The organism is Neorhizobium sp. PAMB6630, assembly GCF_058242775.1.
Window position 1 is genome coordinate 1,526,347 of the sequence record NZ_CM177836.1, and the last position, 24,879, is coordinate 1,551,225.

Genomic DNA, 24,879 nt, shown 5'->3' on the forward strand with positions numbered 1-24,879 from the left:
TTTGATGACAGGTCAGGGAGGAACAGTCAGTTATTCGAACTGGCCGTCGGCGCGCCATGGGCCTTCACCCAGCCCAGCACGTAAAGCCGGAGCGCCGAGGAGAGGTTGCTGTCCGGCCCCCGCCCATCGTCGATTTCGGCAATCAGTGCGGCGAGGCTGATGGATCGTGCGGCAGCAATGGATTTCAGGTCTTCGAAAAATTCGGCCTCCAGCGAAAAGCTGGTGCGGTGGCCGTGCAGCGTGGCGGAGTGTTTGCGGATCACGCCGGCTGTCCCTGATCGATTGGTTGAAGAGGTTTGGAAAATGAGTCCGCCCGAAGGTGTAAGTCATTGATCCGACTGGAATTCAGAAATTAGTCCTCATGTGGACCGTCGGTGTTCTTAGCCTCCAGGCGCCCCTGATCAAGGCTCTTTTCAGCCTTGTCATTGAGCGCCCGAGTGAGGTTCTTTTCGTCCTTGGTGCGCCCGAACGTGATGCGGTTCTGCTCCGCCTGGCGCTCTTTTTCAGAGCGCGCCTTCGTTTTTCGAAACTGGCGAAGGTTGACGACATCAGCGCTCATGGCGCCCTCTTTTGAATAGGAAACCGGTTACTGCTTCTTGCGGAAGGAATCGAGCGACACCACCGATGCGGGCTTCTTTTCTTCACCGGTATTCTGGTCGCCTTCGGCGGCGGGCTTTGCCGTGGCGTCCACCGGATAGGCGGTGATTTCCGCCGATGTCTCGTCTTCCTCGACCATAGGCACTTCGAATTCGAGTTCGAAATTGACGGAGGGATCATAGAAGCCACGGATGGCGTTGAACGGAATGACCAGACGTTCCGGCGTATCGGAGAAGGACAGGCCGATCTCGAACTGCGTATCGGTCACCTTGAGGTCCCAGAACTGGTGCTGGACGACGATCGTCATCTGCTCGACATACTTGGTCTTCAGGTGCTGCGAGATGCGCACGCCCGGCGCGCCGGTGAGGAAGGTGATGAAGAAATGATGATCACCCGGAAGCCGGCCGGTTGCGGCCACCTCGGTCAGAACCTTACGGATGACGCCACGCAATGCGTCCTGCGCCAGAATGTCGTAACGGATGTGATCCTGCCCCATAGGTGCCTTCTTCCAATCAAGTTCGTCGTGTTCCGGCGATTTGCCGTCCCCGTTATAAGACAGGTGCGCGCCACACGGAAGTCCCGCGGTGTGCTTACTGACGATCATAGCGAAAAACTGGCAAATGGAAAAGTGAAGGCTTCTGTTGCCAGGTGCCTTCGGACCCCGCCTCAAGGGGCTAACCTAGAGGACTTGGTTCGGATTTCCCGCACCGCCGTTAGGCAGCGAGAGCATAACCCTTAGCGTTGTTGTCATTTGCAACTACACTTGTGACCCGATAACGGCGGTATCATGCCGAGCAAAAGTTCGATCTTTACGCCCTTGTCGATCCTATTTCGCCCCCATCAGAAGCCGGCCCATTTGAAATGGTTCGGCCGGTTTTTGGTGGAGGCGCCGGGTACCGCCCCCGGGTCCAATAGGTTTATTACACCGACAGTTTATTGCCATAGCCGGAGCAAGCCCCGGCACGAGTGATATAGGTGTTTTATGGGGCGCTGAAAAGGGGGGCTCCGCTTTTGTTTTCAAAGCGTTTCCGTGGGAGACGGCAATGGTTGGCGCATGGATGCGGCAGTCTCCATCGTTTGGTAAGGAATGGTGGGGAAAGTGGCCGTGCCGGGTCTGTCTATAGCCAGACCATTCCCCTATGATCGCCGCCATGAAAGGCGGGTCGAGCCCGCGCGATCGGCGTGTGGCACGCCGCAGCGGACGTCACGGCCGCGCAGAGACTTAAGGAAGATCAGATGGCGCGTCATCCGGAATATCAATATCTCGATCTCGTCGAGAGCGTGCTTGCCAAAGGCGACAGACGCATCGACCGCACCGGCGTCGGCACGCTCGCCTCCTTCGGTGCGATGATGCGCTTCGACATGTCCGATAGCACATTCCCGGTCTATACGACCAAGCGTGTCTACTGGAAGACGGCAGTCAAGGAGATGCTCTGGTTCCTGACGGGCCAGACGAACATCCGCTCGCTCCTGCAGGAAAATGTCCGCATCTGGACCGACTGGCCGCTCGATAAATATCGCAAGGCAACCGGCATCGAGATTTCGCAGCAGGAATTCGAGGCGAAGGTGCTTGAGGACGAGGAGTTTGCGCTGGCCTGGGGCGATCTCGGCCCGGTCTACGGCAAGCAATGGCGTCGCTGGCTCGGTCCCGATGGCCGTGAGCACGATCAGATCTCCACTGTCATCGAGACGCTGCGCAGCAATCCAACCAGCCGTCGTATGCTGTTCCACGCCTGGAATGTCGCCGATCTCAGCCAGATGGCCCTAAACCCCTGCCACAACTTCTACCAGTTTTTTGTGCGCGGAATGGATGATGATGCCTCGGGGCCGGCAAAGCTGTCGCTGATGGTCGGTGTCCGCTCGAACGATCTCGGTCTCGGCAACCCCTTCAATGTCTGCCAGCAGGCCGCCCTTCTCGCGATGGTGGCGCAGCAGGTGGACATGGTGCCGGATGAGCTGATCTGGGTGGGCGGCGATGTCCACCTCTACCTCAACCATATCGAACTTGCCGAAACCATCCTGAAGCGCGAGCCACGCCCGTTCCCGAAGTTGAAGCTTCTGAGACGACCCGACAGCATCGATGGCTACCGAATCGAGGATTTCGAGGTGACGGGTTATGATCCGCACCCTCCCATCGAGGCGCCGGTGGCCGTCTGACGGAGTTTTCAGGTTGCATATGCGCAAGGCCGGTCTCGTTCGACTGCGCGCGTCGTTCTCTGCCTCAATGAATGACGCGCCCCTCTTTCGCGGGATCATCTGAAAAATCCTTGCGGCATGACGGAAAGGACTTGCACAGTTTTAAGATCCGTTCTAAACGCCCGTCACCACACGCTTTTAATATCTGGTTGGCCTCGTGGCGGAGTGGTTACGCAGAGGACTGCAAATCCTTGCACCCCGGTTCGATTCCGGGCGAGGCCTCCAACCTTTTTCCAACATTATTGATACAAGAGACCGGTGATACCGCCGGATCCGCTTTTATGGCTGCGCTGTTTCTTGTCCCGGAGCGGATAACCCGCTGACGCGCCACAAAAATGGCCGCCTCATGCGGTGCAAAAGGCGGTCTTCTTGAAATCTCAACTGGCAGGAGCGCTGCTCACGCCATGCCGGCGGGGTCGCCGATCGGCATCAGGGCCGGCTGCAGCGTCGGATCGTTGGGGTTCTTGGTATCGCCCGGATCCTGCGCGGGTGTCAGCGGCGGTTTTTCCTGGGTCCGGTCTGGAACGCCGGGGGCAGGGGTCGGCCCGCGCGGACCTTCCGTCGGGTCTACCGGGGGATTGGGAAGTGTCGTTGGCATCTCTGTCTCCCTTTCATGGTCTTCTCTGAAGAGCCAACGGGTCGATCCGGGGATTGTTCCGTGGTTTTATGACGGGTGCCCATCGCTTTTTGGCCGCGCTTGCGCACAGCCGGTCTTGAAAGCCAATCGCACCCCCAGTAATGAGAAGACCACATAGACGCTTTCACGAGGCGAACGACGATGATGGATTTTGAAGCAGCACGTATCAAGATGGTCGACAATCAGGTGCGCACCACCGATGTCACCGCCCATTCCGTGCTGCGAGCCTTTCTGACGGTGCCGCGCGAGGCTTTCGTGCCGGAAAATCTGAAGGCGCTCGCCTATATCGACAATGATATCGAAGTGGCGCCCGGTCGCTACCTGATGGAAGCCTCGCCGCTGGCAAAACTCCTGCAGCTTGCCGCCGTGACCAAGGATGACGTGGTTCTGGAAGTCGGCTGCGGCACCGGTTATGCCACGGCACTGCTCTCCAATATGGCAAGTGCTGTCGTTGCGCTCGAAAGCGATGCGGGTCTTGCCACCAAGGCCACCGAAACGCTGTCGGCGCTCGGCTGCGACAATGCCGTTGTCGTCAGCGGCGACATGGAAGCCGGTTATGCGGCTGAAGCCCCTTATGATCTCATCTTCATCAACGGTGCCGTTGAACAGGTGAGCGAACCTCTCTTTGCCCAGCTGCGCGACGGCGGCCGCCTGGTCACGGTTGTGGGTTATGGCAATGCCTCCACGGCGCGCGTCTTCCGCAAGGAAAACGGCGTGGTGTCCGAAAGCGCCTTCTTCAACACCTCGGTCAAGCCGCTTCCCGGTTTCCGCAAGGCAAAGGAATTCGTTTTCTAAGAGCCTTTTGGGCAACGATTTTCAGATGCTCGGCCCGGAAACTTTGTGTTTCCGGGCCGATTGCATTGTGGCGGCCAGGGCAGAGTTAGCACGGTCGGCCGGCGCGGCTGAGAAAGCTGTGCATCGCGCAGGCGTGACCGGGGGCGGCAATTGTGGGGTGCCACCCGCATCGCGTACACTCGAACCCGATTCGGCCCTTCTTCTTTGCTCGGTATCGTGCCCTGTAAACCCGGAAACGGCCGTCGATCACGAAATCGGGGATGAAGATGGCTCAGCCAAGTGTCGCGCGCGAACCTTCCATGGAAGAAATCCTGGCTTCGATCCGCCGGATCATCGAAAGCAATGATCCGGTTGGCGAAGGCCAGGCGCTGAGCCGCCCGCAGGCTTCGCCCTTTGCCGAAACATCTTCCTTCGAGGAAGACGAAGACAGCATCGATATCTCAGAAGAGATGGACGCATCCTTTGTGCCGCAAAGGGCGGCAAACGATCCGGGTCTGCCATTTTCGCAAAATTATTCTGAACCGGCCCCGCTTCGCCCGACGCTTGATGCAGCGACTCGCCAGCGTTTTGCCGCCGAAGCGCAATCGGCCGTAACATCCACGCCGCCGGCCCCTGCGCCGCAGCCGGAACGCAGCCTGTCGCTTGCCGATGTCGCCGCCCGCGTTCGCGCTGCAGCCGGACGTGTGCCGGAGCCGATTTCGGCACGTGCCGCGCAGCAGGCGCCCGAACCCCGGCCGGTTGCCGAGGTGCGCCCGTTGAGGGACGAAGCGCCGCAGGCGGTGGAAACGGTTGCTCTGCCAATGGATCGGCCAGTTGAAGAGGCGCCGCAGGTGCAGCGCATGACCGAGGTTTCCGAGGTCGAGGTAAAAGAAGAACCGGCGTCGCTGCCGGCGCGGATCGAGGATGCGGCACATCGCATGTTGTTGTCGGAAGAAGCCGGTGCGCAGGTGGCTCGCTCGTTCAACGAACTCGCTGACATCTTCAACGGTCTCGAGCGCCAGTCGGTGGAAGACATGGCGCGCGATCTGTTGCAGCCGATGTTGCGCGAATGGCTGGATGATAACCTGCCGACGCTGGTGGAGCGCCTCGTGCGCGAAGAGATCGAACGGGTGGCGCGCGGCCCGCGCCGCTGATCCAAAACGCTACCGCTTCCAAAGGGCCGCTTTTTTCAAGGCGGCCTTTTTTATTGACTTGGATTTGCCAGTCCTATTTACACCCAAGCCAACGAGAACTCGAAATCTGGTCGGAAAATGCTCGAAAAAACCTATGATTCCGCCGCCGTCGAACCGAAAATCGCAGCCGCATGGGACGAGGCCAATGCGTTTCGCGCCGGCGCCAACGCAAAGCCGGACGCTGAAACCTTCACCATCGTCATCCCGCCGCCGAACGTGACGGGCTCGCTGCATATGGGCCATGCGCTGAACAACACGCTGCAGGACATCATGGTGCGCTTCGAGCGCATGCGCGGCAAGGACGTGCTGTGGCAGCCGGGCATGGACCATGCGGGCATCGCAACGCAGATGGTGGTGGAGCGCAAGCTGATGGAAGCCCAGCTTCCGGGCCGCCGCGCCATGGGCCGCGAGGCCTTCATCGACAAGGTCTGGGAGTGGAAGGACGAATCGGGCGGCTTGATCTTCAACCAGCTGAAACGCTTGGGCGCCTCCTGTGACTGGTCGCGCGAACGCTTCACCATGGATGAGGGCCTGTCCAAGGCGGTTCTCGAAGTGTTTGTCACGCTCTACAAGCAAGGCCTGATCTATCGCGGCAAGCGTCTGGTCAACTGGGACCCGCAGTTTGAAACGGCGATTTCCGACATCGAGGTGGAAAACCGCGAAGTCGACGGCCATATGTGGCACTTCAAGTATCTGCTCGCCGGCGGCGAAACCTACACCTATGTGGAAAAGGATGCGGACGGAACGATTACGCTGCAGGAAGAGCGCAATTACATCTCGATTGCGACGACTCGTCCGGAAACCATGCTGGGCGATGGCGCGGTTGCCGTCCATCCCTCCGACGCGCGTTATGCCGCCATTATCGGCAAGCTCTGTGAAATCCCGGTCGGCCCGAAGGCGCAGCGCCGTCTGATCCCGATCATCACCGATGAATACCCGGACCCGACGTTTGGCTCGGGCGCGGTGAAAATCACCGGCGCGCATGATTTCAACGACTATCAGGTCGCCAAGCGCAACAACATTCCGCTCTACCGGCTGATGGACGGCCAGGCGCAGATGCGCGCCGATGGCGAGGACTATGCCACGTGCGCTGCGCAGGCGCAGGCGTTTGCGCGCAGCGGCGATGTGCCCGGCGAAGCGGAAGTCGACGAGATCAACCTCGTTCCGGAAGAGTATCGCGGTCTCGACCGTTACGAGGCGCGCAAGCGCATCGTTGATGCGATCAATGCCGAAGGCCTTGCCGTCACCGTCAAGGACGCCGAAGGCAATGACGTGCCTTACGTCGAAAACAAGAAGATCATGCAGCCTTTTGGCGATCGCTCCAACGTCGTCATTGAGCCGATGCTGACCGACCAGTGGTTTGTCGATGCCAAGACGCTGGCCGAACCGGCAATCGCCTCCGTGCGCGAAGGCCGCACCAAGTTCGTGCCCAAAAACTGGGACAAGACCTATTTCGAATGGATGGAAAACATCCAGCCCTGGTGCATTTCGCGCCAGCTCTGGTGGGGTCACCAGATCCCCGCCTGGTATGGTCCTGACGGTCAGTGTTTTGTTGAAAAGAGCGAGGAAGAAGCCCTCGATGCTGCCATCCAGCATTACCTGGCACATGAAGGCCCATGGAAGGCCTGGGTGCAGGAGAAGCTGGAAAACTTCAAGCCCGGCGAAATCCTGATCCGTGACGAGGACGTGCTCGACACCTGGTTCTCGTCGGCGCTCTGGCCCTTCTCGACGCTCGGCTGGCCCGATCAGACGCCGGAGCTTGCCCGTTATTATCCGACCAATGTGCTCGTCACCGGTTTTGACATCATCTTCTTCTGGGTCGCCCGCATGATGATGATGGGCCTGCACTTCATGAAGGACGAGGACGGCAACCCCGTCGAGCCGTTCAACACGGTCTATGTGCATGCGCTGGTGCGCGACAAGACCGGCCAGAAGATGTCGAAGTCGAAGGGCAACGTCATCGATCCGCTCGACCTGATCGACGAATACGGCGCCGATGCGCTGCGCTTTACGCTCGCCATCATGGCAGCGCAGGGGCGTGACGTGAAGCTTGATCCGGCCCGCATCGCCGGCTACCGCAACTTTGGCACCAAGCTGTGGAACGCCACGCGCTTTGCCGAGATGAACGGCGTCAAGCGCGATCCGAACTTCCTGCCGCAGGCCGCCACCCAGACGGTCAACCGCTGGATCCTTACCGAACTCTCCGCCACGATTGCCGAGGTCACGACGGCCATCGAGACGCAGCGTTTCAACGATGCCGCCGTTAGCCTCTACCGCTTCGTGTGGAACCAGGTCTGTGACTGGTATCTGGAACTGCTGAAGCCGATCTTCTCCGGCGAAGACGAAGTGGCCAAGGCCGAAGCCCAGGGCTGTGTCGCCTATGTGCTGGAGGAATCCTACAAGCTGCTGCATCCGTTCATGCCATTCATGACGGAAGAGCTGTGGGAACATAGTGCCGGCGAGGGTGAGACGCGCGACGGATTGTTGTGCCATGCCGACTGGCCGCTGCCGGGTTTTGAGGATGCAGCCGCTGCCTCCGAAATCAACTGGCTGGTCGATCTCGTCACCGGCCTTCGTTCGGCGCGTTCGGAAATGAACGTGCCGCCGTCGGCGAAGGCGCCGCTGATCGTGGTGGGTGCCACGGCGCTGACCGAAGGCCGCCTGCAGCGCCATGAGGCCGCCATCATGCGGCTGGCGCGCGTTGAAAGCATTGCGCTTGCGCCAGAGGCTCCGCGTGGCGCCGCCCAGGTGGTGATCGGAGAGGCAACCGCCTGCCTGCCGCTCGGCAGCCTGATCGACCTCTCGGCCGAACGGGCCCGCATCGAAAAGGCACTGGGCAAGACGGCGGCCGACATCGAGCGTGGCGAGAAGAAGCTCGGTAACGAGAAATTCGTCGCCAATGCCGATCCGGAGGTCGTTGCTGCCGAACGCGAGCGGCTGGCGGAACTGGGCATACAGCGCGCAAGCCTTGAAACGGCGCTCCAGCGCATCAACGAAGCCGGGTAACACCCGTTTCGAATCAACTGCACTGATCCGGCCCCGCCAGCGTCCTGCAGGCGGGGCCGGTTCCGTTTTGGGACGGTGGCGGCAACGCTGCGATGTCGGGGCGCCCATAGCTGCGCTGAGAGATTGTGTCTTTTGTGTTTTTTCAGCAACGCTTGTGCCAGAATGAAGAATGATCTTCTGGGAAAACCTGCGTTTTCGCAAAAATCGTAGAAAAAAATACGCCTGGAAGGGTTTATGGCTCCTTGTCCTCGGAAATTTACGTAAATCGGGCAAGTGGGGTGTTGCGGTGCGGCATGGAATTGAGAAGTTGTCTTTCAAACACATACAGTTAGGCTTGTTTGCATATGTGCAGGGGAGTGAAAGACACATGACAAGCAAATTGATCTGCAGAGGAGTGCTGGCCACTGTTGCGGCCGCCGCTCTGCACACAGCAGCTGCAGCAGGGGGGCTGGAGCGCGGTGGCTACAACATCGATCTTCTGTTCGACCCGTCAACGGTCGCAGCGGAAGCAACAAGCACCTATGTAATGCCGCAGCGCAAGGTCAAGAACGTCCAGGATACCAACAGTGCGAATGGCCTGGGGTCCAATGGAGCCAACGGCGGGACAACGACCGCGGATGATTCCGAAAGCTATTGGGTGCCGCGTATCGGTATCAAGGCTGCCATCGGCGACAGCGTGGACTGCATGGCGGACTATTCGCAGCCATGGGGCGCTCACACCAAGCCCGGCGCGAATTGGCGCGGCGCCAACGATAATATCGAAACCAAGGTGGAGAGTGACGCTTACGCGGTAACCTGCTCCTACCGTTTCGACATGGGGCCGGGGCAGTTGCGGTTGATTGGCGGCGGTGTCTATCAGGAAGTCGAGGGGTTCAAGGATCGTCTCGTCGTTCCCGATGCTGCCACATCATTCGGCAATGGCGTTGGACGGCTCAAGCTCGCGGGAGACGGCTGGGGCTGGCGCGCCGGTCTTGCCTATGAAATTCCCGAATATGCCTTCCGGGCCAGCCTCGTCTACAACAGTGAGGTGAAGTTTGATGAAATCACCGGCACGCTGAACCTGTCTCAGGTCAATGGTCAGGTGTATAATATCTTCGGATCGCAGGCGATGCCGGATTCGCTGGAGTTGAAGGTGCAGACGGGCGTGGCGCCCGGCTGGCTGGTGTTCGGTTCGGCAAAATGGGTTGACTGGAGCCAGTTGCAGACGGTTCCGTTCTGCGTGGTGGGCAGCACCACCAATTGCACTACCGCCAATGATATCACCAACCTGCCGCTCGGCTTCCGCGATGGCTGGACGCTCTCCGGCGGCGTCGGGCACAAGTTCAACGACCAATGGAGCGGTGCGCTGAGCCTCACCTGGGACCGCGGGACGTCGCAGGGTTTTGGCACGCAGACGGATACCTGGAGCGTCGGTGCAGGCCTTGCCTACCAGCCGAACAAGAATGTCGAAATCCGCCTTGCCGGCGTGCTCGGCGTCCTGACCGGCGGGTCTTCCGGTCCGGTGACGCTGGGTGGAGAAAGCTACGGCAATGAAATCCGCTACAGCTTTGACGACGATCTGGTGGCCGCCATCTCGACGTCCCTCAAGGTTCGCTTCTGAAGGTTGTCCGATTTTCGCCAAGGCCCGGTGCTTGCGCCGGGCCTTTTTACGTTTACCGGGAATACTGTGCTGCTTTCGCGTTTTGTGACGATTCGGCAACAGATTCTTACGACAATCATCCGTAGTATTGTCGTCGGCCTTAATGTCTATTTCCCGCCACAAACGAGGAGCAGCGATAGGGCCGACAAGAAGAGCGGACCTGCGGGGGCGGGGGCGCATATCGGAGTATCATGGGCGAATTCTTCAGTGAAATGCCGTGGATGGCCAGTGCGAGCGCTTGCTCTGCCGGGTGTCTCCGCGTGCCACCACACATTGCAGGAACGGGTCGCAGTATTGCCGAAAACGCGTTCTATCCTCTGAACATCCGGAAACGGCAAAGGCCGATGTTTCCGGCTTGCACCGGGTTCGCGATTACCGGTGTCAATGATCGTTTGTTCGGAGTACGTGCATGACCCTTATTGTGATCTGCGGCCACACCTATCAGGCAGATAAATCCAAATCGATGCTTTCGCGCACACTCCGATCAAACACCGGCATGGTTAAGGAAGTCTGAACATGCCGCTCATTATCCACCGTTCGATGGGCTCCTGGGCCGCCGGACTGATGCTGGCGGTGACAGCCTTCAGCCCTTGCGCGGCGTTCGACATCAATGCCGGCGTCAGCAAGGAATCCGGTCCCTTCGATCTCTTCAAGTTCGGTTTCAAGGCCTACAAGAACGGCCAGAAGCAGGATGCGGTCGAGGCCTATAAATATGCCGCCGAAAAGGGGCACACGGGGTCGCGCTGGGCACTTGCCAACATGTATGCCTTTGGCGATGGCGTGGCGAAGAATGATTTCGAAGCCTTCAAGATCTACAACGAGATTGCAAGCCAGGGCGTCGAGCCCGGCTCGGAAGACACCGGCTTTTTCGTTAATGCCCTGCTGTCGCTGGCCGATTATTACCGCCACGGCATTCCGGGTTCGCCGGTGCGGGTGGACCTGTCGCAGGCCCGCCAGCTCTATTTCCAGGCCGCGTCCACCTTTGGCGTTGCCGAGGCGCAGTTCCAGCTGGCCAAGATGATCATGGCCGGCGAGGGCGGTGCACCGAACATGCAGCAGGCCAAGAAGTGGCTGAACCAGGCGCGCAAGAGCGGCCATGCCGGCGCCATGGCGGTGTTTGGTAATGTGTTGTTCGAAGAGGGCCAGACGGTACGCGGCCTTGCATTCCTCACCGCAGCGCTTGATCGCTGTACCCAGAAGGATTGTCCCTGGATGCAGCAGCTGCAGGAAGATGCGTTTTCCCTGTCCAGTGAACATGACCGCCGCACGGCCATCGTTCTCTCACAGCAGTTTGCCGCCAATGGCGGGGACGAATAACCGTTTAGACAGAGATGACTGCCCCGGCACGTCAAAAGACGAGCCGGTGGCGCGTGCGCAGCGATTGCGCTGCTATTTTACGCCGTAAAGTCGAAATAACCGACCACCGGCACGTGGTCTGAAGGTTTTTCCCAGGCGCGCACGGTCTTTTCGATCGACGTTGCCGTCAGCCGGTCGGCGGCTTCCGGCGACAGCATCAGGTGATCGATGCGGATGCCGTTGTTTTTCTGCCAGGCACCGGCCTGGTAATCCCAGAATGTGTAGAGTTTTGTCTGGTCGCTGGTGGCGCGCACAGCGTCCGTCAGGCCGAGATTTTCGAGCCGGCGGAAGGCCGCCCGCGTCTGCGGCAGGAAGAGCGCATCAGTTGCCCAGACTTTTGGGTCGAAGCAGTCGTGCGGTTCGGGAATGACATTGTAGTCGCCGGCCAGGATCAGCGGCTCCTCCAGCGTCAGGCGCTGCTCGGCGTGGCGGCGCAGGCGCTCCATCCAGGCAAGCTTGTAGGGGTATTTGACCGGATCGTCCGAGGGATTGCCGTTCGGCAGGTAGATCGAGGCAACCCGCACCACGCCTGACGGCCAAGAAAACACCGCTTCGATATAACGCGACTGTTCGTCGGTCTCATCGCCCGGCAGGCCGCGCATCACGTCTTCCGGCTTGAGCTTCGAGAGGATCGCCACGCCATTAAAGCCCTTCTGGCCGTGCGTCTCGACATGATAACCGAGCGCTTCGATCTCCAGGCGGGGGAAACCCTCGTCCACCGACTTGATTTCCTGCAGGCAGACGATGTCTGGCGAAAAATCGGTCAGCCATTGGCACAGGTTCTCGATGCGCGCCTTGATGCCGTTGATGTTCCAGGTGGCGATTTTCATGCGTCGGTCCCTCTCGTCGGTTCCTTTTAACGCATGGACAGGCGAGGGGAAGCGGCAAAAGCCGTTCTCCTCAACCGTTGAAAGCTTCAGATGGAAAAACTGGTGCCGCAGCCGCAGCTTGCCACCGCATTCGGGTTCTTGATCTGGAACGACTGGCCGAGCAGGTTGTCGACGAAATCGATCTCGGAGCCGGCCATGTAGATGAGCGACATGCTGTCGATCAGAACCTTGGCCTCGCCGCGTGCCACCACCACGTCGTCGTCTGTCTCGGCGTCGGTGAGATCGAACTTGTAGGAAAAGCCGGAACAGCCGCCGCCTTCGACGGATACGCGCAGCGCCTTGTTGTTGGAATCGGCGCTGACGATCTGGGCGATGCGCTTTGCTGCGGCTTCGGAGAGGGTGACGGTGGTTTCGGTCATGATTTTTGCCTTCCTGCCGGGTTCAAGGCCCGGAGATTGCTGTCATCGGCTTTGCGCCGTTGTTGCTCTATAGGTATGAAGGGTTAAATCAGGCGTCAATGGGTGCTTCGCACCTCTGGCACGAAGTTGGGTGCAAAACAGGTTTAAGCATGACGATCGACACACGCAGTCTGGGATTTGGCTCCGGCGAACGCGCCATCTATGCATCCGATCCCTGGTCGTCACGCGGCCGCCTTTTTCCCGAAAGCTCCAGCCTGACCCGGTCCGAATTCCAGCGTGACCGCGACCGCATCGTGCATACGACCGCATTTCGCCGGCTGAAGCACAAGACGCAGGTGTTCATCGGCGTCGACGGCGATCATTACCGCACGCGTCTCACCCATACGATCGAGGTGGCGCAGATTGCCCGTGCCCTGGCGCGCGCGCTGAAGATCGATGAGGATCTGGCCGAAGGCGTGGCGCTAGTGCATGATTTCGGTCACACGCCCTTTGGCCATACCGGCGAAGACGCGCTGGACGAGATGCTGAAACCCTATGGCGGTTTCGATCACAATGCCCAGTCGCTGCGCATCGTCACCAAGCTGGAGCGCCGTTATGCCGAGTTCGACGGCATCAACCTCACCTGGGAAAGCCTCGAAGGCCTTGTGAAGCACAACGGGCCGCTGATGGATGCAGAGGGAACCGGGCTCAAAGGCCCCGTGCCGCAGCCGATCCTCGATTACTGCGAGCTGAACGACCTGGAGCTTGCAAGCTTTGCAAGCCTCGAGGCGCAGGTGGCAGCGATTGCTGATGATATCGCCTACAATACCCATGATATCGATGACGGCCTGCGCTCCGGTTATCTCACCTTCGAGATGCTGGAGGACGTGCCTTTCCTTGCCGACATGATGGCCGAGGTCCGGGCAAAATATCCCGTTCTGGAGCCGGCGCGTTTTGCCAACGAGATCATGCGCCGGCAGATCACCCATATGGTCGAGGATGTGATTTCGGTGGCGCAGGCGCGCCTCGATGCGCTTGCCCCGAAAAATGTCGGGGATATCCGTGCGGCAGATCAGGTGGTCGCGACGTTCTCCGACGAGATGGCAAGGACGGACAAGGCGATCAAGAAGCTGTTGTTCTCGCGCATCTATCGCCATCCCGAAATCATGCGGATCCGCGCTGGGGCGGCGCAGATCGTCACCGACCTTTTCGGTGCCTACATGGCAGACCCCTCGCAGATGCAGAGCCATTATTGGGTGAGCCACATGGCAGGGCTTGGCGAGGCGGCAAAGGCGCGCCATGTGGGCGATTATCTGGCGGGGATGACCGATACCTATGCGGTGAAAGCCCACCGCCGGATGTTTGACCATACCCCCGAATTGGGCTAGGCACCCCACCAACAGAACCTCTGGACGGCTTGCGCCGTCGTTTGCGCGGATAAACACCCATGAACCTTTTCGCTGATTTCGAAGTCCGGATCAAAGACGCCCTCGAGACCCTCGACATCATCAGGGAAAAGCGCGACCTCGTCGATTTCAGCCGCCTCACCATCGAGCCGCCGCGCGACGCAAGCCATGGCGACGTGGCAACCAATGCCGCGATGGTGCTGGCAAAGCCGCTCGGCACAAACCCGCGCGCGCTTGCCGATGTGATTGCCGAAAAGCTGAAGGAAGATGCCGACGTCGTTGATGTGACGGTGGCCGGCCCCGGCTTCATCAATATCCGGCTTTCGCAAAATTACTGGCAGCGCCTGCTCGCCTCCGTTATTCGCGCCGGCACCGATTACGGCCGCTCGAGCGTGGGTGGGGGCAAGAAGGTCAACGTCGAGTTCGTTTCCGCCAACCCGACCGGCCCCATGCATGTCGGCCATTGCCGTGGCGCTGTCGTTGGCGATGCGCTGGCAAACCTCATGGAATTTGCCGGCTACGAAGTGGCCAAGGAATATTACATCAACGATGCCGGTTCGCAGATCGATGTGCTCGCCCGCTCCGTCTTCCTGCGTTACCGGGAAGCGCTGGGTGAAACCATTGGCGACATTCCGGCGGGGCTTTATCCCGGCGATTATCTGGTGCCGGTTGGTGAGGCGCTCGCCAAGGAATTTGGTACGCGGCTGCACAATATGCCGCCGGAAGAATGGATGCCGCTGGTCAAGGACCGCGCCATCGACGCCATGATGGTGATGATCCGTTCCGATCTCGAGGCGCTGAACGTAAAGCACGACGTGTTCTATTCGGAACGCACGCTGCATGCCGATGGTGCTGCCCGCATTCGCCAGGCGATCAACGACCTCACCTTCAAGGGCCATGTCTATCGCGGCACGCTGCCGCCGCCGAAGGGCCAGTTGCCGGAAGATTGGGAAGACCGTGAGCAGACCCTGTTCCGCTCGACCGAAGTCGGCGACGATATCGACCGTCCGCTGATCAAGTCGGATGGCAGCTACACCTATTTTGCCGCCGACGTTGCCTATTTCAAGGACAAGTTCGATCGCGGTTATGACGAGATGATCTATGTGCTCGGCGCCGATCACGGCGGTTACGTCAAGCGGCTGGAAGCCGTGGCGCGTGCCGTCTCCGGCGGTTCGGCCAAGCTCACCGTCCTCCTCTGCCAGCTGGTGAAGCTCTATCGCGACGGCGAGCCGGTGAAGATGTCGAAGCGTTCAGGCGATTTCGTCACGCTGCGCGAAGTGGTGGATGAAGTGGGCCGCGATCCCGTGCGCTTCATGATGCTTTACCGGAAGAACTCCGAGCCGCTGGATTTCGATTTTGCCAAGGTGACCGAACACTCCAAGGAAAATCCGGTCTTTTACGTGCAGTATGCGCACGCCCGCTGCATGTCGATTTTCCGCCAGGCGAACGAAGCATTCCCGGATCTTGACATCGAATCAGTTGATCTGTCGGCTGCCGTTTCCGGCGTGACTGATTCGGCGGAAATGCAGTTGATTGCCAAAATTGCCGAATATCCGCGCCTGATTGAGGCCGCAGCCCTGTCCCAGGAGCCGCATCGGCTTGCTTTTTACCTTTATGATCTGGCAAGTTCCTTCCATGCGCATTGGAATAAGGGCAAAGACAACCCTGACTTACGGTTTGTTAAGGATAACGACCGAAACTCCACCATCGCCAGGCTCGGGCTTGTGCGTGCCGTCGCTTCTGTCTTGAAGTCCGGGCTGTCCATTACAGGCACAGCTGCACCGGACGAGATGCGATAGTCACGCCACCATTTCCCCATAATGCGCTGGCAGATGGTTGTGTTAGCGTAGGTGAGTGGACGAAGGTATGGCAGACAACAGCGTTGCACTTGGCCGTGGTAGCGGACCGGATCTCTTTGCCGATGACGATCCGTTGGCGGAGCTTGCGCGGATTGCCGGTTACGACGAGCGGCCCTCGCAAAGGTTCCAGCCCAATGCGAGGCAGGCGGAAATGCCTGGCTCCCAGATCCGCCACGAGCCGGCCTTCAATCTTGAAGACGAATTGCTGCGCGAATTCGAAAGTTACGAGGCGCCCCGTCTCGACCCTTCGGATGACCTGCCGCTCGGCGCGCCGGTTGCCGATGCTGCAAATCCGAATGTCCGCAGGCCGGACGCCGATCACTCTCGTCGGTCGTATTCTTTGGATGACTATCCGGAGCCGGCGCGCGTAGCAGAGCCACGCGGTCGCGATCCGTTTGCCGATCTGGACGATCTTGATGCCGGCCAAGTGCCGCAGGCTTCACCCGCACCGTCGGCCGACGCGACGTTTTCGCAAGGCAGGCATAGTGAAAGTTCAAGCGACTGGAACCGCAACGTCGTTCAGCCGGACCGTGTCGCAGAGCCTGCCTTCGATCGCGCCGATCGGTCCGATCTTGACGGTGTCTCGCGCGATGCCGATCCCGTCCGCGCTGCGCCGGAACCTTCCGTCCCGCAGCCGGTGATGGACGAGAATTTCGAGCTTGATCTGATTTCGGAACTGGAGACATCTCTGGTGGCAGCGCCGGTGCCGGTTGCGCGCAAAACCTCGTCGCGCCCGCCGGCGAAGGCTTACGAGCCGGGTTTCCGCATGCCGCTTGCCAATTTCCACCGCGCGCCGGAACGCACGGGTGAACCGCCGATGACGGCCGCGCCCTCGGCACCTGCCGAACCGCGTTTCGAACAGACGCCGTTGGACATGGCCGGGGAGGAACCGGGTTGGGATATGCGTGCCGCCCCGCAGCCTGCCTTCGAACAGCCTGCGTTCGAACAGCTCGCTCCGGCAGGTGCCGAGCCGCGATCCGATCTGTTTGATCCGGAATTGCTGCCATCCGATTTCGCCCGTGATGTGCCTGACGTTCAGACGTTCGAGCCGGTATCGGCACCTTCGAACGCAGCGCCGAAGGAGCGGTTCTCGCCTCAGGAAGAGCCTGTTTACGACGTCGGTCACTACGCCGCGCGGTCTTCGCAGCCGCGAGCGCCTGACGTGGCGGAACCGGCGTTTGCACCGCATGGCCTGGATATGGCACCGGCCGCGAAAAAGGAACCGGCACCGCTCGACCTGTTGAACGAGGACGATTTCGAGCTGTCTCTCGAGGAACTGGAACTCGATTTTTCTGACCTTCTGGCCGATGAGCCGCGCGCACCGGCACCGTCTTCGACGGCGGCAGCTGCACCCGCGCGGCCGCCGGCTCCGGTCGAACTCCCGGCCGCCACGCGCGAGGCAATGCCGTCCGCTGCCGTTGCGCCCGCCCCGTTTGCAGCCCGTCCTCAGGCGGTCGCACCGTCGGTCAGTCCCGTCGTTCCGGCGTTCCTGGCGTCCTCCCGCTCTGCGGCGGGCATGGCGGAGCAGCCGTTGCCCGTGTCACCGCGTGCCGCAGCGGTGTCTGCGCCGGTTCCGGATGTCGCGCCGGATGCCTTCGACCCCGCACTTTTTGCCGATACCGAGGAAATGCTGGAAAGCGTTCCTGATCTCAATGTGCCGGATTTGCCGGTGCATGAGCCGGAGCAGCGCCCCGTCGTCCATTCGGATTTCGACCTGCATCTTGATCAGGAACTGGCTTCGCTGTTTGAAACGCACACCGCTCAACCGGCGGGCACGCGCGAAACGCCCAGAAGCCGGGCGACGCCGAGCGCTGCCCAGTCGATAGCCGCCGTCGCGCCAGCCCCGCAGCAGCCGCTGACGGCGAATGAATTCGATGATTTTGAACGGGCGCTGGAAGAGGATTTCCGCCGCACGCTGTCGCAGCCCATTCAGCCCGGCCGTTCCGATGGCCCGGATGAGGGGGAGGAGGATCTGGAGGCCTATTACGAGGCGCCGCGCCGCACATCTGCGCGCTGGATCGTTCCAGCCTCTGTTGCCGGTCTCGTGCTGGTGGCGGGCGTTTCCGCCTATGCCTGGTATGCCGGTGGCACATCGGGCATCAGCGGCAATGGTGCCCCGGTGGTGATTGCCGCTGATACGGATGCGGTGAAGGTTGCGCCTGAAAATCCGGGCGGCAAGACAGTGCCGAACCAGGACAAGGCGGTTTATGATCGTGTTGCCGGCGGCGCACTGAACGACCCGAAACAGTCCTCGCTGATTTCCTCCGACGAGCAGCCGATGGACGTGGTGCAGAAGACGCTGATGCCCGACAACCTGCCGATGGAAGGCGAGGAAGACGGCGCTGAAACGGCATCGACGGAGGTGGGCGACACTCAGGATCCACGCCTCCTGCCGCAGCAGGCCGCGGCACAGTCCGGCCAGCAGGCCGGTGACCAGCTTGCCGTGATGCCACGTCGGGTGAAGACCATGATCGTGCGTCCGGATGGAACGCTGGTCGAGCAGGTGTCGGACGTTCCGGCGCAGGCATCGACGCCGGCACGTCCGGTCCGGGCCGAAACCGTTGCTGCATCACCGGCACTCGCCGAGCCCAAATCGGTGGCAGGCATCACGCCCATCTCGCAGCCGCAGGGTACGGCACCCACCGAGCTGGCAAGCGTCGATGTGGAACAAACGACCGCGCTCACCGGCACGCAGGACGCAGCAGCGTCTGAGACGACACCTGCGCCGCAGTTTGCAGCGCCTGTTCCGACGGCTCGGCCCTCGCGCCAGCCGACGAATGTCGTGGCGACCGCTGCCGATGCTGCCGCACGCCCAATCCAGGCTTCCGCGCCGGCTTCAGCACCTGCGGCCTCCTCGGGGGCCGGTGGCTACTATATCCAGGTGGCATCGCTGCCGAGTGAGGCGGAAGCGCAGAAATCCTACGCAAATATCTCCAGCAAGTTTGCAAGCGTTGTGTCCGGGCGGGCCCATGACATTGCCCGCGCAGACATTGCCGGCAAGGGCACCTATTACCGGGTGCGCATTGCCGCCGGCTCCACCAAGGACGAGGCCGCAGCGCTCTGCGAACGTTACCGCGCTGCCGGCGGCACCTGCCTGATCGCCCGGTAATCATGGGCGCCAAACCCTGGCAATCGAGACACGAACGGGGCGGAAACGCCCCGTTTGACGTTGACGCCACCTGAACCATTCCCCCATGCTTGCACATCATCCAGCCGAGGACCCTTCCGCATGAGCCAATCGAAAGCAATGATCCTTGGATGTGCAGGTCTTGCGCTGACGGCAGATGAGATCGCGCTCTACCGGAACGAACGCCCCTGGGGCTTCATTCTCTTTGCCCGCAACCTTGCCGAACCCCAGCAGATCATCGATCTCGTCGCGGCGATGCGCGACACGATCGGGCGGCCCGATGCGCCTGTGCTGATCGACCAGGAGGGCGGGCGCGTGCAGCGCATCCGTCCGCCGATGGTGGATAAATATCCGGCGGCGGCCGATCTCGGCGCACTGTTTGCCGCAGACAAGGCGGCCGGCCTTCGTGCCGCCTGGCTGATGTCGCGCCTGCACGCCTTTGATCTCATGAAGCTCGGCATCAACGTCAACTGCCTGCCGGTGCTCGACGTGCTGGTGGAGGGGGCAACGCCTGCCATCGGCAACCGCTCCTATGGCGGCGATCCCGCCGTGGTGACGGCCCTTGGAACGGCAGCCTCCGAAGGGTTGAAGGCTGGCGGCATGTTGCCCGTCATGAAGCACGTGCCGGGCCATGGCCGTGCAACAGCTGATTCGCACCATGACCTGCCTGTCGTCACCGCCTCGCGCGCTGAACTGGAGGCGCAGGATTTTGCGCCCTTCCGCGCCATGAAGGATGAGGTGATGGCGATGAGCGCCCATATCGTCTTTACCGCCATCGATGCCGAACGCCCGGCGACAACCTCGCGCACGGTCATCGAGGAGGTCATTCGTGGATCGATCGGTTTTGACGGACTGCTTCTCTCCGACGACAGCTCGATGAACGCGCTGAAGGGCACGCTTGGCGAGCGGGCGGCCGATATTGTCGCCGGTGGCTGCGATATTGTCTTGCATTGCAACGGCCTGATGGACGAAATGAAACAGGTGGTGCGCGAAGTGCCAAATCTACAGGGCAAGTCGCTGGAGCGCGCCAAGGCCGTGCAGGCGGCGTTCCAGCCGGCCGATGGTGCAAGCGAAGAGGCAATCCGCGCGGAATTTGCAGCCCTCACGGCCGTTGCCTGAGGCAGGCTGCCACAGCGAAGGGCAGGAAGGGGCAGGGCATGGCCGGAGAGACATCGCAATCTGCCACTCCCATGGACAGGCTCTGGAAGGATGACGAGACGCGCGCGCTGAGCGATCCGGCGCTGGTCATCGACGTCGGTGGGTTTGAAGGCCCGCTCGATCTTCTGCTGCATCTCGCTCGCACCCAGAAGGTGGATCTGGCCCGCATTTCCGTGCTGGCGCTGGCCGAACAGTATCTTTCGTTTGTCGAAAGCGCCCGCCGGGTGCGCATCGAGCTTGCCGCCGATTATCTGGTGATGGCGGCATGGCTTGCCTATCTCAAGTCCAAGTTGCTCATTCCCCAGCAGGTGCGCCAGGAAGATGGCCCGACCGGCGAAGAGATGGCGGCAACGCTTGCCTTTCGCCTGAAGCGGCTGGAAGCCATGCGCGAGGCAGCCTCCCGTCTCGTCAACCGCAATCGCCTCGGCCGCGACGTCTTTGCGCGCGGCGCGCCAGAACATATCCCGGAGCGCAATGGCGCTGCCTTCGAGGCCAATCTCTACGATCTCCTCAATGCCTATGCCAATCTGCGCCAGCGTCAGGCGGTGATGCAGGTCACTATCGAGCGGCGCAAGGTGTGGTCGCTGGTGGAAGCGCGCGAGATGCTGACCTCCATGCTCGGCGAAATCGGCGACTGGACGGTGCTGCAGCGCTACCTCATGGATTACCTACCGGCCGCCGACCGGGTGACGGCAACGGCAAGCGCCTTTGCTGCATCGCTGGAACTGGTGCGCGAGGGCAAGCTGGAGATCCGTCAGGACGGCGTGTTCGCGCCGATCTATATGCGCCGGGGCACAGGTCGCACGACCGGCGGCCCGCCCGACGACCAAACCGGCGAATAGGGGATTGCGGCGTGCAGCAACCGGATGAGCATGAGGTTTTGGACGATGCGGGCGAAGTGCTGACCGAGGCGCCGGCACCAGATTCTGATTCGCCAACGCCGAACGCGGCGGGCACGTCCGGCCTGGAGATCGAGGCAGAACGCACGGCAGAGGCGCTGATCTTTGCCTCGTCCGAACCGGTCTCCGAGTCATACCTGCTGGAGCGCCTGCCGCGCGGTATTGATCTGCGTAAGATCATGGCGAAGCTGGTGCGGCTTTATGCGCCGCGCGGCGTCAACCTTATCCGCGTCGATGACCGCTGGGCGTTTCGCACGGCAGCCGATCTCTCCTTCGTCATACGTCGCGATGATACCGAACAGCGCAAGCTGTCGCGTGCCGCACTCGAAGTGCTTGCCATCATTGCCTATCACCAGCCGGTGACGCGTGCCGAAATCGAGGAAATCCGCGGGGTGCAGACATCGCGGGGAACGCTGGATGTGCTGATGGAGGCGGGCTGGGTGCGCTTTCGTGGACGACGGCGTACGCCCGGCCGTCCGGTGACGCTTGGCACCACGCCGCGTTTTCTCGATCATTTCGGCCTAGAAGAGATCCGCGACCTGCCGGGGCTTGAGGAATTGAAGGGTGCGGGGCTTCTCTCTGGCCGCATTCCCCCGGATTTCCGCATTCCGATCCCCCTGTCGGCGGATGATCTCTCCGATGAGGAGGATCCGATCACCCAGCTCGATCTGGAGGAGCTTGGCCTTTTGTCGCCTTCTGGCGGGGACGAGGAATAGCTGCTATGGGCGCCTGCCGGACTATTGCATGACAGGGGCTGCAGCCGATGCGTGATGTTTCGCCCGAGGATGGCGCGAGAGGCCCCATGGCACAGCCTGCCGTGCGCCGAACCGCAGGCGTGACCTTTGCCTCCAGCCTTGCGTTTGAGAATATCCACCACAGCTACCACGGCAAGGAAACGGTTCGCGATATCTCGCTCGAGGCGCAGCCGGGGGAGGTTCTCTGCCTGCTCGGCCCCTCTGGTTCGGGCAAAACGACGCTGCTGCGGATTGCCGCCGGCATCGAGGCGCAGGTCTCCGGCCGCGTCCTCATCGATGGGCGCGCGGTTGCCGGCCCCGATCTGTTCGTGCCGCCGGAAAAGCGCGGCATCGGGCTGATGTTCCAGGACTATGCGCTGTTTCCGCATCTGAACGTCCTCGACAATGTGCGATTCGGGCTGACGGCGCTGCCGGCGTCGCAGGCGCGGGCCGAAGCCATGGTGGCACTGGAGCGGGTGGGCCTTGCTCATTACGCACAAAAATATCCGCATGCGCTTTCCGGCGGCGAACAGCAGCGAGTGGCACTGGCGCGCGCTCTTGCACCACGCCCCGGCGTTCTCCTGATGGACGAACCGTTCAGCGGCCTTGATTCGCGCCTGAAGGATACGATCCGCGCCGATACGCTGGATGTGCTGCGCCAGAGCCGCGCAACGGCCATCGTCGTCACCCATGATGCAGAAGAAGCCATGCGCATGGGGGATCGCATCGCACTTCTGAGCCAGGGGCGGCTGGTGCAGGTGGGGCGCGCGCAGGATCTTTACCGGCGTCCGCAATCGCTGTTTGCCGCAGCGTTCTTTTCGGAAATCAACCAGATGGAGGGCAGGGTGCGCCATGGCGCAGTCGCCACTCCCCTTGGGACGCGGGAAGCTAAAGGGCTTTCCGAGGGCGCTGCGGTCGATATCGCGGTGCGGATTTCGCAGATTTCTGTTGCGGGGGAAGGCCACGGGCTTTCTGCGCGCATTCTCACCCGGCGTTTTCTCGGCGTCGTCGAGCTTCTGACGCTGGCCGTCGATGGGCTCGATGTGCCGCTTCGCGCCCGCATCCGCGCCGACCAGTTGCCGGATGGTCTCGTAGACGTGAGTGTAAAGGTCGCGCCGGACGATATTTTGTTGTTTGAAAAACAAGCGTAAACGTCTTACATCGACGGCGACGCGAAATGATGGAGTGGTAGCATGGGTTCTTTTAGTGTTTGGCACTGGCTGATCGTTCTGATCATCGTGCTTATCTTCTTTGGTCGCGGCAAGATTCCTGACCTGATGGGCGATGTTGCCAAGGGCATCAAGAGCTTCAAGAAGGGCATGGCCGACGACGATACCAATGATGCGCCGCCCCCGCCGCCGGTCAGTGGCAAGACTGTCGATCACCAGCGCGAAGAAACGAAATAATCGTTCGGAGCCGCGCCACCGGCGCGGCACCGCCAGGAGCGTAGTGAATGCTGGATATCGGCTGGACAGAACTGCTTGTCATCGCGGTCGTGCTGATCGTTGTCGTCGGGCCAAAGGACTTGCCGCCCATGCTCAGGGCATTTGGCAAGATGACATCCAACCTGCGCAAGATGGCGGGCGACTTCCGGACCCAATTCGACCAGGCCCTGCGGGAAGCGGACATGGACGATGTGCGCCAGACCATTTCTGACGCCCAGCGTTTCAATCCGGCCAATGCGCTGCGCGAGGCGATGAACCCGCTGCGGGAAATGGGCAACGAAATCCGCAGTGACCTGCAAAAGGCGACGGAAGTGCCCAAATCCGCCGAGGCTGAGGGCACGGACGTGACATCCGTCGAGGATCTCATTCCTGCCCCCTCGATGTCCTTGCCGGAGACGCCGCCGATCGTGCCTGTCACGCCGGCGCAACCGGTGTCCAGCGCTGCACCGGCCCCTTCCGCTGCTGCAGTCACACCGAGCCAGACCACGACGCCTTCGGCAAACGCGCCTGCAACGAGTGCGCCGGCCGCCGGCCCCGCTGCCGTTCCTGCGGCAGTGGTGAAAAAACCGCGCGCACCCAGAAAGACGGCTGCACAGGTGGTTGAGGCGCCGATCCTCGATGCAACGAAGCCTTTGCCCGCAAAGCCACGGCGCACGGCAAAGCCGGCCGCGCAAGCCGTTGCCGCAGAGCCGGCCGCCGATCAGCCACCGGCTTCGAAGCCGGTTGCGCGGGCTCGCAAAAAACCGACAACATCCAAGGATGAAGCATGACCGGCGACATTGAAGACAAGCCCCAGCCGCTCATCGAGCATCTGGTGGAGCTGCGCACGCGGCTGATCTGGTCGCTGGCGGCGTTTTTCCTGGCATTTCTGGTCTGCTTCTTCTTTGCCAAGCAGTTGTTCAACCTGCTGGTCATTCCCTACAAATGGGCGGTGCTCTGGGCAGGCCTCGACCTCGCCAAATCCGAGTTGATCTACACGGCCCCACAGGAATTCTTCTTCACCCAGGTGAAGGTGGCCATGTTCGGCGCGCTGGTGATTGCATTCCCGATCATCGCCTCGCAGCTCTACAAGTTCGTGGCGCCGGGTCTCTACAAGAATGAGCGTGCAGCCTTCCTGCCGTTCCTGATTGCTTCGCCGGTGCTCTTCCTGATGGGGGCAGCGCTCGTCTATTTCTTCTTCACGCCGATGGTGATGTGGTTTTTCCTCGCCATGCAGCAGGCGCCGGGCGAAGGAGAAGTGGCGATCTCGCTGATGCCGAAAGTGTCGGAATACCTGTCGCTGATCATGACGCTGGTCATGTCCTTCGGGCTGGTCTTCCAGCTGCCTGTGGTCACCACGCTTCTGGCGCGGGTGGGCATTCTCTCCAGCGACTGGCTGCGCGAAAAGCGCAAGTTCGCCATCGTCATCGCCTTTGTAGTGGCCGCGGTCCTGACGCCGCCCGATCCGATGTCCCAGATCGGTCTTGCACTGCCGACAATCCTTCTCTACGAGATTTCGATCTATGCTGCACGTCTGGTCGAGCGCAAGCGCGCCGAAGAGACTGTGGCCGAGACGGGTGCGGTGTCCGGTGTCGCCAAGACAGAACCGTCCCGGTCCGACGAGGCCTGAAGATCCGTTCCGGCAG

Annotated in this window: 22 protein-coding genes, 1 tRNA gene and 1 other RNA gene; 17 read left to right on the plus strand and 7 right to left on the minus strand. The window is 61.2% G+C overall.

Features of this window, described 5'->3' with window-relative positions:
• Positions 1-26: 26 nt before the first annotated feature.
• The 4 genes from AC4CWF_RS07205 to ssrA all read right to left on the minus strand — a co-directional run bounded on the left by AC4CWF_RS07205 (position 27) and on the right by ssrA (position 1,598).
• Positions 27-263: a ribbon-helix-helix domain-containing protein gene (locus AC4CWF_RS07205; protein ID WP_491284455.1), complete on the minus strand. Its 237-nt coding sequence runs from the start codon at positions 261-263 to the stop codon at positions 27-29.
• 89 nt (positions 264-352) lie between these two features.
• Positions 353-559 carry a DUF4169 family protein gene (locus AC4CWF_RS07210; RefSeq protein ID WP_491284457.1) on the minus strand — a complete coding sequence of 69 codons (207 nt, stop codon included), beginning with the start codon at positions 557-559 and terminating at the stop codon, positions 353-355.
• Between the two features lie 27 nt (positions 560-586).
• On the minus strand, positions 587-1,093 hold the full coding sequence (locus tag AC4CWF_RS07215; protein WP_491284459.1) for an SspB family protein: 507 nt from the start codon (positions 1,091-1,093) through the stop codon (positions 587-589).
• A 131-nt stretch (positions 1,094-1,224) separates the two neighbouring features.
• Positions 1,225-1,598: a transfer-messenger RNA gene (gene ssrA, locus AC4CWF_RS07220) on the minus strand.
• A 235-nt stretch (positions 1,599-1,833) separates the two neighbouring features.
• On the opposite strand from ssrA, the gene thyA reads away from it, so the two are divergent.
• A complete protein-coding gene (gene thyA, locus AC4CWF_RS07225) occupies positions 1,834-2,754 on the plus strand; it encodes a thymidylate synthase (RefSeq protein ID WP_491284461.1) in 921 nt (306 codons plus the stop codon).
• 190 nt (positions 2,755-2,944) lie between these two features.
• Positions 2,945-3,018 (plus strand) — tRNA-Cys (locus tag AC4CWF_RS07230).
• A 172-nt stretch (positions 3,019-3,190) separates the two neighbouring features.
• Here AC4CWF_RS07230 and AC4CWF_RS07235 read toward each other — a convergent pair.
• A complete protein-coding gene (locus AC4CWF_RS07235; RefSeq protein ID WP_491284462.1) occupies positions 3,191-3,391 on the minus strand; it encodes a hypothetical protein in 201 nt (66 codons plus the stop codon).
• A 183-nt stretch (positions 3,392-3,574) separates the two neighbouring features.
• Here AC4CWF_RS07235 and AC4CWF_RS07240 point away from each other — a divergent pair, with 183 nt between their 5' ends.
• The 5 genes from AC4CWF_RS07240 (at position 3,575) to exoR (ending at position 11,359) form a co-directional block, all read left to right on the plus strand.
• Positions 3,575-4,225 (plus strand): protein-L-isoaspartate O-methyltransferase family protein, encoded by a 651-nt coding sequence (locus AC4CWF_RS07240; protein WP_491285262.1) that lies wholly within the window; start codon positions 3,575-3,577, stop codon positions 4,223-4,225.
• A gap of 266 nt (positions 4,226-4,491) precedes the next feature.
• Complete coding sequence (locus AC4CWF_RS07245; protein WP_491284463.1) at positions 4,492-5,358, plus strand: PopZ family protein; 867 nt, start codon at positions 4,492-4,494, stop codon at positions 5,356-5,358.
• Between the two features lie 117 nt (positions 5,359-5,475).
• Positions 5,476-8,403 (plus strand): valine--tRNA ligase, encoded by a 2,928-nt coding sequence (locus AC4CWF_RS07250; protein WP_491284465.1) that lies wholly within the window; start codon positions 5,476-5,478, stop codon positions 8,401-8,403.
• Between the two features lie 367 nt (positions 8,404-8,770).
• Entirely contained in the window at positions 8,771-10,003 is a 1,233-nt protein-coding gene (locus AC4CWF_RS07255; protein ID WP_491285264.1) for an OmpP1/FadL family transporter, read from the plus strand.
• 579 nt (positions 10,004-10,582) lie between these two features.
• Positions 10,583-11,359, plus strand: coding sequence for an exopolysaccharide production regulator ExoR (exoR, locus tag AC4CWF_RS07260; protein WP_491285266.1), 777 nt, complete (start codon positions 10,583-10,585; stop codon positions 11,357-11,359).
• Positions 11,360-11,436: 77 nt separating this feature from the next.
• Here exoR and xth read toward each other — a convergent pair whose 3' ends face one another.
• Complete coding sequence (gene xth / locus AC4CWF_RS07265; RefSeq protein ID WP_491284467.1) at positions 11,437-12,228, minus strand: exodeoxyribonuclease III; 792 nt, start codon at positions 12,226-12,228, stop codon at positions 11,437-11,439.
• An 86-nt stretch (positions 12,229-12,314) separates the two neighbouring features.
• The gene (gene erpA / locus AC4CWF_RS07270; protein WP_491284468.1) at positions 12,315-12,647 is read right to left on the minus strand and encodes an iron-sulfur cluster insertion protein ErpA; all 333 of its coding nucleotides are present in this window, start codon (positions 12,645-12,647) and stop codon (positions 12,315-12,317) included.
• Positions 12,648-12,796: 149 nt separating this feature from the next.
• Here erpA and AC4CWF_RS07275 point away from each other — a divergent pair, with 149 nt between their 5' ends.
• From AC4CWF_RS07275 to tatC, 10 genes are all read left to right on the plus strand, one after another.
• Positions 12,797-14,014: a deoxyguanosinetriphosphate triphosphohydrolase gene (locus AC4CWF_RS07275; RefSeq protein ID WP_491284469.1), complete on the plus strand. Its 1,218-nt coding sequence runs from the start codon at positions 12,797-12,799 to the stop codon at positions 14,012-14,014.
• Between the two features lie 59 nt (positions 14,015-14,073).
• A complete protein-coding gene (gene argS, locus AC4CWF_RS07280) occupies positions 14,074-15,831 on the plus strand; it encodes an arginine--tRNA ligase (RefSeq protein WP_491284470.1) in 1,758 nt (585 codons plus the stop codon).
• Positions 15,832-15,898: 67 nt separating this feature from the next.
• On the plus strand, positions 15,899-19,000 hold the full coding sequence (locus AC4CWF_RS07285; RefSeq protein WP_491284471.1) for an SPOR domain-containing protein: 3,102 nt from the start codon (positions 15,899-15,901) through the stop codon (positions 18,998-19,000).
• Between the two features lie 120 nt (positions 19,001-19,120).
• A complete protein-coding gene (gene nagZ, locus AC4CWF_RS07290) occupies positions 19,121-20,137 on the plus strand; it encodes a beta-N-acetylhexosaminidase (RefSeq protein WP_491284472.1) in 1,017 nt (338 codons plus the stop codon).
• A gap of 38 nt (positions 20,138-20,175) precedes the next feature.
• Positions 20,176-21,018, plus strand: a complete 843-nt coding sequence (locus AC4CWF_RS07295; RefSeq protein WP_491284473.1) for a segregation and condensation protein A — start codon at positions 20,176-20,178, stop codon at positions 21,016-21,018.
• Positions 21,019-21,140: 122 nt separating this feature from the next.
• A complete protein-coding gene (scpB, locus tag AC4CWF_RS07300) occupies positions 21,141-21,791 on the plus strand; it encodes an SMC-Scp complex subunit ScpB (protein WP_491285268.1) in 651 nt (216 codons plus the stop codon).
• 86 nt (positions 21,792-21,877) lie between these two features.
• Positions 21,878-22,960, plus strand: a complete 1,083-nt coding sequence (locus tag AC4CWF_RS07305; protein WP_491284474.1) for an ABC transporter ATP-binding protein — start codon at positions 21,878-21,880, stop codon at positions 22,958-22,960.
• Positions 22,961-23,002: 42 nt separating this feature from the next.
• On the plus strand, positions 23,003-23,215 hold the full coding sequence (locus tag AC4CWF_RS07310) for a twin-arginine translocase TatA/TatE family subunit (RefSeq protein ID WP_491284475.1): 213 nt from the start codon (positions 23,003-23,005) through the stop codon (positions 23,213-23,215).
• 47 nt (positions 23,216-23,262) lie between these two features.
• Positions 23,263-24,024 (plus strand): Sec-independent protein translocase protein TatB, encoded by a 762-nt coding sequence (tatB, locus tag AC4CWF_RS07315; protein WP_491284477.1) that lies wholly within the window; start codon positions 23,263-23,265, stop codon positions 24,022-24,024.
• Entirely contained in the window at positions 24,021-24,863 is an 843-nt protein-coding gene (gene tatC, locus AC4CWF_RS07320) for a twin-arginine translocase subunit TatC (protein ID WP_491284479.1), read from the plus strand. Before tatB ends, tatC begins: the two co-directional genes overlap by 4 nt.
• Positions 24,864-24,879 lie beyond the last annotated feature (16 nt).

Coding starts and splice junctions, on each gene's coding strand:
- exoR (WP_491285266.1), top strand. CDS start 10,583: ATGGGCTCCTGGGCCGCCGGACTGATGCTGGCGGTGACAGCCTTCAGC.
- tatC (WP_491284479.1), top strand. CDS start 24,021: ATGACCGGCGACATTGAAGACAAGCCCCAGCCGCTCATCGAGCATCTG.
- thyA (WP_491284461.1), top strand. CDS start 1,834: ATGGCGCGTCATCCGGAATATCAATATCTCGATCTCGTCGAGAGCGTG.
- AC4CWF_RS07285 (WP_491284471.1), top strand. CDS start 15,899: ATGGCAGACAACAGCGTTGCACTTGGCCGTGGTAGCGGACCGGATCTC.
- AC4CWF_RS07235 (WP_491284462.1), bottom strand. CDS start 3,391: ATGCCAACGACACTTCCCAATCCCCCGGTAGACCCGACGGAAGGTCCG.
- AC4CWF_RS07255 (WP_491285264.1), top strand. CDS start 8,771: ATGACAAGCAAATTGATCTGCAGAGGAGTGCTGGCCACTGTTGCGGCC.
- tatB (WP_491284477.1), top strand. CDS start 23,263: ATGCTGGATATCGGCTGGACAGAACTGCTTGTCATCGCGGTCGTGCTG.
- AC4CWF_RS07250 (WP_491284465.1), top strand. CDS start 5,476: ATGCTCGAAAAAACCTATGATTCCGCCGCCGTCGAACCGAAAATCGCA.
- nagZ (WP_491284472.1), top strand. CDS start 19,121: ATGAGCCAATCGAAAGCAATGATCCTTGGATGTGCAGGTCTTGCGCTG.
- AC4CWF_RS07305 (WP_491284474.1), top strand. CDS start 21,878: ATGGCACAGCCTGCCGTGCGCCGAACCGCAGGCGTGACCTTTGCCTCC.
- xth (WP_491284467.1), bottom strand. CDS start 12,228: ATGAAAATCGCCACCTGGAACATCAACGGCATCAAGGCGCGCATCGAG.
- AC4CWF_RS07240 (WP_491285262.1), top strand. CDS start 3,575: ATGGATTTTGAAGCAGCACGTATCAAGATGGTCGACAATCAGGTGCGC.
- AC4CWF_RS07295 (WP_491284473.1), top strand. CDS start 20,176: ATGGCCGGAGAGACATCGCAATCTGCCACTCCCATGGACAGGCTCTGG.
- erpA (WP_491284468.1), bottom strand. CDS start 12,647: ATGACCGAAACCACCGTCACCCTCTCCGAAGCCGCAGCAAAGCGCATC.
- AC4CWF_RS07210 (WP_491284457.1), bottom strand. CDS start 559: ATGAGCGCTGATGTCGTCAACCTTCGCCAGTTTCGAAAAACGAAGGCG.
- AC4CWF_RS07275 (WP_491284469.1), top strand. CDS start 12,797: ATGACGATCGACACACGCAGTCTGGGATTTGGCTCCGGCGAACGCGCC.
- AC4CWF_RS07310 (WP_491284475.1), top strand. CDS start 23,003: ATGGGTTCTTTTAGTGTTTGGCACTGGCTGATCGTTCTGATCATCGTG.
- AC4CWF_RS07215 (WP_491284459.1), bottom strand. CDS start 1,093: ATGGGGCAGGATCACATCCGTTACGACATTCTGGCGCAGGACGCATTG.
- argS (WP_491284470.1), top strand. CDS start 14,074: ATGAACCTTTTCGCTGATTTCGAAGTCCGGATCAAAGACGCCCTCGAG.
- AC4CWF_RS07245 (WP_491284463.1), top strand. CDS start 4,492: ATGGCTCAGCCAAGTGTCGCGCGCGAACCTTCCATGGAAGAAATCCTG.